Origin of the sequence: uncultured Oscillibacter sp. (genome assembly GCF_947654275.1) — a bacterium.
Lineage (GTDB): Bacteria > Bacillota > Clostridia > Oscillospirales > Oscillospiraceae > Oscillibacter.
The window spans coordinates 66,182-74,911 of record NZ_CANTJS010000006.1 but is presented as its reverse complement, the minus strand read 5'-3'; the positions used below and the strand labels follow the sequence as shown (position 1 = coordinate 74,911).

Annotated in this window: 11 protein-coding genes and 1 pseudogene; 8 read left to right on the top strand and 4 right to left on the bottom strand. The window is 60.8% G+C overall.

What is annotated here, in order from left to right; translation table 11 throughout:
• The 8 genes and pseudogenes from Q0063_RS02980 to Q0063_RS02945 form a co-directional block, all read left to right on the top strand.
• Positions 1 to 156, top strand: a pseudogene (locus tag Q0063_RS02980) (ferritin family protein); the annotation flags it as partial.
• Positions 157 to 375: 219 nt separating this feature from the next.
• Positions 376 to 1,098 (top strand): GntR family transcriptional regulator, encoded by a 723-nt coding sequence (locus tag Q0063_RS02975; RefSeq protein WP_297870491.1) that lies wholly within the window; start codon positions 376 to 378, stop codon positions 1,096 to 1,098.
• A gap of 311 nt (positions 1,099 to 1,409) precedes the next feature.
• Positions 1,410 to 1,832 carry a PTS sugar transporter subunit IIA gene (locus Q0063_RS02970; RefSeq protein ID WP_297870490.1) on the top strand — a complete coding sequence of 141 codons (423 nt, stop codon included), beginning with the start codon at positions 1,410 to 1,412 and terminating at the stop codon, positions 1,830 to 1,832.
• Complete coding sequence (locus Q0063_RS02965) at positions 1,829 to 2,293, top strand: PTS sugar transporter subunit IIB (RefSeq protein ID WP_297870489.1); 465 nt, start codon at positions 1,829 to 1,831, stop codon at positions 2,291 to 2,293. The genes Q0063_RS02970 and Q0063_RS02965 overlap by 4 nt, the downstream gene beginning before the upstream one ends.
• A gap of 42 nt (positions 2,294 to 2,335) precedes the next feature.
• On the top strand, positions 2,336 to 3,139 hold the full coding sequence (locus tag Q0063_RS02960) for a PTS sugar transporter subunit IIC (RefSeq protein ID WP_297870488.1): 804 nt from the start codon (positions 2,336 to 2,338) through the stop codon (positions 3,137 to 3,139).
• A 14-nt stretch (positions 3,140 to 3,153) separates the two neighbouring features.
• A complete protein-coding gene (locus Q0063_RS02955) occupies positions 3,154 to 3,978 on the top strand; it encodes a PTS system mannose/fructose/sorbose family transporter subunit IID (protein ID WP_297870487.1) in 825 nt (274 codons plus the stop codon).
• A 67-nt stretch (positions 3,979 to 4,045) separates the two neighbouring features.
• Positions 4,046 to 5,029, top strand: coding sequence for an SIS domain-containing protein (locus tag Q0063_RS02950; RefSeq protein ID WP_297870486.1), 984 nt, complete (start codon positions 4,046 to 4,048; stop codon positions 5,027 to 5,029).
• Positions 5,030 to 5,105: 76 nt separating this feature from the next.
• On the top strand, positions 5,106 to 5,729 hold the full coding sequence (locus Q0063_RS02945) for an HAD family phosphatase (RefSeq protein WP_297870485.1): 624 nt from the start codon (positions 5,106 to 5,108) through the stop codon (positions 5,727 to 5,729).
• A 217-nt stretch (positions 5,730 to 5,946) separates the two neighbouring features.
• Here Q0063_RS02945 and Q0063_RS02940 read toward each other — a convergent pair whose 3' ends face one another.
• The 4 genes from Q0063_RS02940 to smpB form a co-directional block, all read right to left on the bottom strand.
• A complete protein-coding gene (locus Q0063_RS02940; RefSeq protein ID WP_297870484.1) occupies positions 5,947 to 6,705 on the bottom strand; it encodes an SDR family oxidoreductase in 759 nt (252 codons plus the stop codon).
• A gap of 111 nt (positions 6,706 to 6,816) precedes the next feature.
• Positions 6,817 to 7,356: a peptidylprolyl isomerase gene (locus Q0063_RS02935; RefSeq protein ID WP_297870483.1), complete on the bottom strand. Its 540-nt coding sequence runs from the start codon at positions 7,354 to 7,356 to the stop codon at positions 6,817 to 6,819.
• A gap of 44 nt (positions 7,357 to 7,400) precedes the next feature.
• Entirely contained in the window at positions 7,401 to 8,231 is an 831-nt protein-coding gene (locus tag Q0063_RS02930; RefSeq protein WP_297870482.1) for a hypothetical protein, read from the bottom strand.
• The gene (gene smpB, locus Q0063_RS02925) at positions 8,228 to 8,692 is read right to left on the bottom strand and encodes an SsrA-binding protein SmpB (protein ID WP_297870481.1); all 465 of its coding nucleotides are present in this window, start codon (positions 8,690 to 8,692) and stop codon (positions 8,228 to 8,230) included. The genes Q0063_RS02930 and smpB overlap by 4 nt, the downstream gene beginning before the upstream one ends.
• Positions 8,693 to 8,730 lie beyond the last annotated feature (38 nt).

Here is an 8,730-nt window from a genome sequence, read left to right as displayed (position 1 = left end):
TTTGCGTCCAAGGCCAAGAAAGAGGGCTTCGAGCAGATTGCCGCCCTGTTCCTGAAAACCGCCGACAACGAAAAAGAGCACGCCAAAATGTGGTTCAAGGAGCTGGCGGGCATCGGCTCCACCGCCGAGAACCTGGGCGCCGCCCCCGCCGGAGAGCCGGGCGGCCTTTTTCCTGGCCGGATGGGGCTAGGACGGAGCCGGAAGCATGACCCGAGGCCAGATTCAAAAAGGCGCCTCTAGTAAATTGATTTTATAAAACCTCCGGTTAGGGCTTGACCTGCCGTATAAAATTGAGTATGATTAAAACATCATAAAACCCTATAATGTCTATAACGACATTTCGGAGTCAATCCCTTTCTGAAAGAGGCGTTCATCATGGCAGAGAACACATTCGTCCCTTTATATCAGCAGATCAAAGACGATATCAAATCCGCCATCGAGCGGGGCACATACAAGCCCAAGGAGCAGATTCCCACGGAACCGGAGCTCAGCGCGGAGTACTCCGTCAGCCGGGTCACCGTCCGCCGGGCGGTGGAGGAGCTTTGCAGCGAGGGCTATCTGGTCAAGCAGCAGGGCCGGGGCACCTTCGTCAGCACCCCCCGGATTCACCGGAAATTCTCCGTCAGCAACCAGGCTGTGAGCTTCACCAGGACCTGCCGGGAATACGGTATGACCGCCGGGGCCCGGGTGCTGGAGCGGAAGATTGTTCCCGTCCGGGAGGATGAAAAGGCCTTCTGGAGCTGCGGGGACGACACCCTGCTGCTGTACATCCAGCGGGTTCGAACTGCCGATGGTCAGCCGGTATTTCTCGAGAACTTGTTCATGATCTACGATGAGTTCAAGTCCCTTATGCAGGCCGATTGGGAAAATCAGTCCGCCTTCGACCTGATTGCCTCCGCCAGCGGTTACCGGGTGGTCACCACCTCCCGCCGGACCATCGAGGCCGTCCGGGCCACGGCGGAACAGTCCTCCCTGCTGAGCGTCCCGGTGGGGGAAGCCCTGCTTCACCTGAACTGCTATTTTGTAGACGCCGAAAACCGCCCCCTGTGTATCGGGCGGCAATACTACATCGGCGGCCGGTACATGCTTGAAATCTGAATATGATTTGAGCCGTTTTGCCCGCCGCCGTCAACAGCGGCGGCCGCGAAACATAGCACAGATTCCTTCCGGCCTTTCCGTTCGGAAGAAATCAAACGACTGGATTCCTGAGACGTCCCCGAAAGGGGGCGTCTCTTTCTGTTTTTCACAAATACGTATGGTACGAATTATTCAACCCTACAAAACGCAGAAATTTGCGAAAACACTCTTGACAACTGGACCCTTGGCGTATTATTATGACCTCACAAGAAACGTATGTAACGTTTATAACGATACGACGTAGGGCAAACAGGAAAGGAAGGGTGAAACGAGTGAATCAAGTGATTCTGGCGTCTCACGGCGGGCTGGCCGCCGGAATGCGCGACACGGTGGAGCTGATTGTGGGGGAGGTCCCCAACGTCCATGTCCTCTCCACCACCCGGGACGAGACGGAGCCCATCGCCGTCCGGGCCCGGCGGCTTCTGGGGAGCTTCGACCCGGCGGACACGGTTTATATCCTCACGGATGTCATGGGAGGCAGCGTCAACAACGACATGCTCACGCTGCTGGCGGAGTTTCCCGGGGCGGTGATCCTCTGCGGAACCAACGCGTGTCTCGCCCTGAGTCTGGCCTCAGCGGAGGACCCTCTCAGCGACGGCGAGCTGGAGGAGCTTCTGGAGGATGCCCGGAGCCAGATTGTCAACTGCAACAAACTGCTGCGGGAAGCGGCGGCAAATGAGGAGGACGATTTATGATTAAACTGGTACGGCTGGATTACCGGCTGCTCCACGGACAGGTGGTTTTTGCCTGGACCGGCCACGTCAGCGCCCAGCGTATCATTGTGGTGGACGACGAGGCGGCGGGCGACGAGCTGAAGAAATCCGCCCTGACCCTCAGCAAGCCCACCGGGGTGAAGCTGAACATCTTCCCTCTGGAAAAGGCCCTGGCCAAGATGCCCAAGGTGGAGACCCTGAACGAGAACATCATGTTCATCTTCGGAAACGTGGCAACCCTCCGGGCCTTCTGCAAGGGCTATCCAAGGATCGGGGAAATCAACTACGGTGCCACGGCCAACCGGCCCGGCACCAAGCAGTATGGACAGTCCGTTTTCCTGACAGACCAGGAGATTACCCAGACAAAGGAGCTACTGGACGCAGGCGTTAAAATCTTCATGCAGCAGACCCCCAGCCATAAGGAAGAGGCGCTGAAGCTGTAATCCCCGGCAGAGAAACAGAAAACGATAAGGAGGAAATCCCCGATGTTTGTCACTTCCCTGATTCTTGGGCTGGTAGGCGTCTTCTGTATTCTGGATTCCCGCCTGCTGGGCCGCCTGAACTTCGAGCGTCCCCTGATTACCTGTACCATTGTGGGTCTGATTCTGGGGGACCTTCCCACAGGCCTGGCCGTAGGCGCGTCCATTGAGCTGATGAGCCTGGGTCTGGTGGTCATCGGCGCCGCCGCGCCGCCGGACATGAACATGGCCGCCATCATCTGTTCCGCCTTCGCCATTCTCACCGACGCCAGCACAGAAACCGCCCTGGCCCTGGCGATTCCCATCGCCGTCCTGGGTCAGATGCTGGGCGTGCTGATGCGGACCATTCTCTCCAACCTCACCCACGCGGCGGACCGCGCCATTGAGCAGGGCAATTTCCGCCGGGCCACCAGTATGCACATTGTGTGGGGCACCGTGCTCTATTCCCTGATGTACTTCGTGCCCATTTTCCTGGCGGTGTACCTGGGCACCGACTTCGTGCAGAGGCTGGTGGAGGTCATTCCCGCCTGGCTCACCGACGGGCTGAATCTGGGCAGTAAATTCCTCACCGCCTACGGCATCGCGCTGCTGATGAGCAGCATGCTGAACAAGAGTCTGGTGGTCTTCTTCCTTCTGGGCTTCTTCCTGGTGGGCTACATCGGCCTGAATATCACGGCCATCGCCATCTTCGCCTGCATCATCGCCGTGGTGCTGACGGGGCTGAAATTCCGGGGCGGGTCTCCCGCCGCCGCAGGCGGCGTTTCCATGGCCGACGAATACGACCCGCTGGAAGACGACGACGATCTGTGAAGGAGGATGAAGCAATGAGCAGCGCGAACATCAGCGACCGCAGAAGATACTGGCAGTTCCTCTGGCGTTCCTGGGCCATTCAGGACTCCTGGAACTACGAACGGCAGATGAATATGGGCTTCCTCTTCGGAATCGCCCCCACTCTGGACCGTATTTATCCCGACGACAAGGACCCCCGGCAGCTGGCCCACAAGAAGGAGGCCTATCAGCGCCACATGGCCTTCTACAACTGCACCCCCCAGACCAGCGCCTTCACCCTGGGCCTGGCCGCCTCCATGGAAGAGCAGTATGCCGCCGACCGGGAGAATTTCAACCCGGACACCATCAACGCTGTGAAGACATCTCTCATGGGCCCCCTCTCCGGCGTGGGCGACAGCTTCTTCCAGGGCACCGTCCGTATCATCGCCTTTGGCTTAGGCATTCAGCTGGCCCAGCAGGGCAGCATTCTCGGCCCCATTCTGGCCATGCTGATTTCCTTCGTTCCCTCCTTCGTGGTGACCTGGTTCGCCGGAAAGCTGGGCTACACCATGGGCAGCAAGTACCTCACCAGGCTCCAGGGCGGCATGATGGATCAGCTCATGTACGTCTGCGGCATTGTGGGCCTGATGGTCATTGGGGCCATGGTGGCCAGCATGGTGGGCATCACAACGCCCATAACCTTTGAGAGCGCCGGTCTGGTTCTGCAGGACATCATCGACTCGATTCTGCCCTGCGCCATTGACCTGGCTGTGGTCATGGCGATGTATACCATGATTAAAAAGCGCTTTAAAACCGGCTGGCTGCTGGGCATCTGCATCGTGGGCGGCATCATCGTCAACGCCCTTCACATACTGGTCTGACACCGGACCCCCTCATACATTCACCTTCCACCCAACCATATTAAAACATATCAGGAGGAAAATCATTATGTACAACATCGACATGAAGCTGGTAAAAGACATCGTCTCCAAGATCACCGCCTCCCGGACCGTTGAGAACGTGGCCTTCGTGGGCTGCGGCGCTTCCAAGAGCGAGCTGTACCCCGGCAAGTATTTCCTGACCAGCGCCGCCAAAAAGCTCCGTTCCTATCACTACACCGCCGCCGAGTTCAACAACGACACCCCCGACTGGCTGGGGGAGAACACCGTGGTCATCACCGCCTCCCTGGGCGGCAATACCCCGGAGACCGTCCAGGCCAACTCCGTGGCCAAGGCCGCCGGAGCCGCCGTCATCGCCGTGACCCACGCCGCCGGCTCCCCCCTGACCAAGGAGGCCGACTTCTCCATCGTCCACGGCTTCGAGGCCAACTACGCCGCCAAGCTGGAGAAGATGGGCTACGTCATGGCCCTGGCCCTGGAGCTCCTCCAGCAGACCGAGGGCTATGACAAGTACGAGCAGATGCTCTCTGGCTTCGACAAGATTTTCGAGCTGGCCGAGAACAGCGCCCAGTCCGCCCGCAAGGCCGCCAAGGAATTCGCCGCCAAGTACGCCGACGCCCCGGTGGTGTATGTCATGTCCTCCGGCGCTTCCGCCGAGGTGGCCTACTCCACCTCCATCTGCCTGATGATGGAGATGCAGTGGATCAACTCCGGCTCCTTCCACTCCGGCGAGTTCTTCCACGGCCCCTTCGAGATCGTGGACAAGGATGTGCCCTTCATCCTGCTGATGAACGACGGCAAGACCCGCCCCGTGGACGCCCGGGCCCTGACCTTCCTCCAGCGCTTCGACGCCCTGACCACCGTGGTGGATGCCAAGGACTATAACCTCGCCTCCGCCGCCTCCAGCGATGTGGCGACCTACTTCAACCCCCTGCTCCACACTGCCGTGTTCCGGGTCTTCGCCGAGGAGCTGAGCTTCATCCGCCAACATCCCCTGAGCAAGCGCCGCTACATGTGGAAGATCGAATATTGATTCGGAGTACAAAATACACTTGCCGGGAGGGCGGGCGGACAGCCCGTCCTCCCCTTGCTTTTAGGAGGCGATCGTCATGGTAAAAGGCGTGATTTTCGACATGGACGGCGTGCTGATTGACAGCGAGTGGTACTACCAGAAGCGGCGGGAGGAATTTTTCCGGCGGATGGACTTCCCCTGCCCCGCCAACAGCTTCGTGGGCTCCAACGAGCGGGCCATCTGGGAGGCGCTGGTGCCGGAGGACCCGGAATTCCGGCAGGAAATGCTGATGGGCTACCGGGCCTACCGGCATCTGCATCCGGTGCCCTATGGGGAGCTGCTGAACCCCCTGGTCCCCGGCCTCTTCCGGACGCTGAGGGAACGGGGGCTGAAAATCGGCATTGCTTCCTCCTCCTACCTGGGGGCGGTGAAGGAGGTGGTGCGCCTGGCCGGGGCGGAGGCCCTGGTGGATTTCTGCATCAGCGGAGAGCAGTGCGCCGCCCACAAGCCGGACCCGGAGATTTACCTCCGGGCCATGGAGGCCCTGGGGCTGACGCCGGAAACCGCTCTGGCGGTGGAGGACTCCCCCACCGGCATTACCGCCGCCCGGCGGGCGGGCATCCGGGTCCTTGCCCTGCGGCCCCGTCCGGAGCTTGTCCTGGACCAGAGCGCCGCAGATGGGGTGCTGGACCGGCTGGACGGCCTGCTGGACTATCTGTAAGGACTGCCAGGGGCGAACGGCGGCGGCAGGTCCCCTGCGCCGCCGTCCCGCAGGAAACAAAAAAACCGGCAGGCACAGCCAGGCAGATCAAGCAAATTAAGCAAATTAAGCAAATCAAGGGGCCCTGTCTGGTTCTCCAGGCAGGGCCCCTTTGAAGCATATGGACCGGCGCGTCCGCCGCCCCGGCAGGGGAAGAAAGCCGGACAGAGGGTGGCCTTCAGGTCTTCACAAATCTCACCAGCAGGGTGGAGGGCAGCGCCTTGGCGAGAAGGCGGTAAAACTTGTAAAAGAGCTTCGGCGTGTAGACGGTCCGGCCCGCCTTCGCCGCCCGGAGCGCGCCTCCCGCCACCTTGACCTGGTCGCAGTAGGGCAGGAACTCAAAGGTGCTGGAATGCCCCGTGATGCCCGCCAGGGGCAGGAATTCCGTATCCATGGGACCGGGACACACGGCGGTGGCGGTGATGCGCCGGCGGCGCAGCTCCTCCCCCAGGCCGATGGTGAAGGCGGAGACGTAGGCCTTGGACGCGGAGTAAACCGTCATCCTGGGATTGGGGCAGAAGGAGGCAATGGAGGACACATTCAGGATGCGGCTCCCCTCCGCCATATAGGGCAGGGCCATGTTGGTGACGGCGGTGAGGGCCCGGATATTCAGGTCTACCACGCGGGTCTGGGCGGCGGTGTCCGTCTCCCCCAGGCGGCCCAGGACGCCGCACCCGGCGCAGTTCACCAGCAGGGAAATCTCCGGCTGTTCCGCCGACAGTTTCTCCCGCAGGGTGACGAAGCTCATGGGGTCGCAGAGGTCCAGAGCCAGGCAGGCCACGGTCCGGCCCGTCAGGCTCCGGGCCAGGTCCTCCAGCCGGTCCGCCCGGCGGGCAATCAGCCAATAGCTCTCGATGTCGGGAAATACATCCTCAATCTGGCGGACAAGCTCCCGGCCCAGGCCCGAGGACGCGCCGGTGATGATGGCAGTTTTCATAGCAAGGTCCTCCCTGTCATTCAGGAAATTCTCCGAATCAGGAATGAGGAATTAGGAATGATTCCGGCATTTCAATCATTCCCAATTCCTAATCTCTAATTCCTGACTCCGTCAGCGGGTCTCCGGCGCGGGATACTCCACACCACGGGTATCCACCCGGATGGACTGAATCACCACAGGCTTTTTGGGCCGGTCGTTCATCATCCCCCGGGGCACCCGGGAGATGGCGATTGCGTCGTCCATCCCCTCGATGACCTGGCCGAATACGGCATAGTCCCCGTCCAGGTGCTCCGCCGGGGCCACGGTGATGAAGAACTGGCTCCCGGCGGAATCCGGGTCTCCGGTCCGGGCCATGGACAGCACCCCGGCGGTGTGGCGCAGGTCGTTCTGAGGGAAGCCGTTGGAGGGGAATTCGCCCTTGATTTCATAGCCGGGTCCGCCCATGCCGGTGCCCTGGGGGCAGCCCCCCTGAATCATGAAGCCGGGGATTACCCTGTGAAAGGTCAGCCCGTCGTAAAAGCCCTGACCGGCCAGGGTGATGAAGTTGTTCACGGTGTTGGGGGCCTTGCCGGGAAAGAGCTCGGCGGTCATTTTTTTGCCGTCCTCCATCAGGATGGTGGCAAGGGGATTCTTCACAGTCTGTTCAGACATATCCGTTTTTCCTCTCTTTGTTTGATTTATGCACGTTCCTCGTTCTAAATTCTGATATTGTGGTCCGTCAAAAAATTCATGAACTGAGGGCCGAAGGCGTCCCGGGTGCTGAACTTCGCCAGGGTTTTCCCGTTTTTGCCCATCAGGAGATAGCACTCGTCGGCGGCGTGCCAGCGGAGGCCCTCCACCTCCTCCAGCCGGAGCTCCTTCCAGCCGTTCAGCCACAGGCGGTCCCCCTCCACGCTCAGACGCTGGGGGAACAGCTGGCCCCGGACCGCCGCCAGCACCCAGGGCGCTATGTTAAACACGACGGTCAAAACCATCAGGAGATTCAGCGCAAGGTCCTCATAGGGCTTCCCGTAGGTGAAATAGGCCACGAGAGGAAAGCCGGGGAAGAACATCAGCAGCCCCAGCGCGATCCCGCATCCGATCCAGACGCCGATGGGGTCCGTCCGCCGGAGCTGGAGGGTGAAGCGGGGGCCAAATGCCTTTTCCAGGTCCGTGCCCCCGATCTTTTTGCCGCCGTCCTCGCCGTCTTCTTCGGAGGCGGCGGGCTCCAACGGCCGGCCGTCCGGGCTGTAAAAGGGGACGCCGTGATTTCGCAGGTACTGGACGAAAACCTCCGCGCCGGCTTGTGTCATGCTGAAGCGGCACAGGGGTTTGCCCTGGGCGTCAAAGAGGACGTTTTCAAAGCTCCGGCCCTTGCGCTGGTGGGCGGTGAGTCCCGCCGCGTCCTGCACCGAAAAGGTCCAGCCCCGGCGCAGAGACGGCTCCACCCGGAGGGTCTCCCCCTGAACATGGAGGACACCCTCCATCACCTGGGCCTGAAAGGCGTAGGGGACCGTCTGACCCGGCGGGGTATACAGGCCCCTCACCGGCTCTTCATGGCCCGGTCCATCTCCCGCCGGGCGTCCCGCTGGGCGGCGGCGTCCCGCTTGTCATAGTTTTTCTTGCCCCGGCAGAGGCCGATTTCCAGCTTTACACGGGAGTCCCTGAAGTATACGGACAGGGGCACCAGGGTATAGCCGTCCTGCTTGACCAGGGCGTGGAGCTTGCGAATCTCCCGCTTGTGCATCAGCAGGCGGCGGACCCGCACCGGGTCCTTGTTGAAGATGTTCCCTTTTTCATAGGGGGAGATGTGCATTCCGTGGATAAACAGCTCCCCATCCTTCACGAGGCAGTAGGAATCCTTCAGATTCAGCGTCCCGGCCCGGATGGACTTCACCTCGGTGCCGGCCAGCTCGATGCCGGCCTCATAGCGGTCCTCTACGTAGTAGTCGTGATGGGCCTTGCGGTTCTGGGCCGCGATTTTGACGCCCTTTTTGCCCTTTTCCATTGTATCACCTCGGTTCTGTGAAGCAAGTATAGCATGAA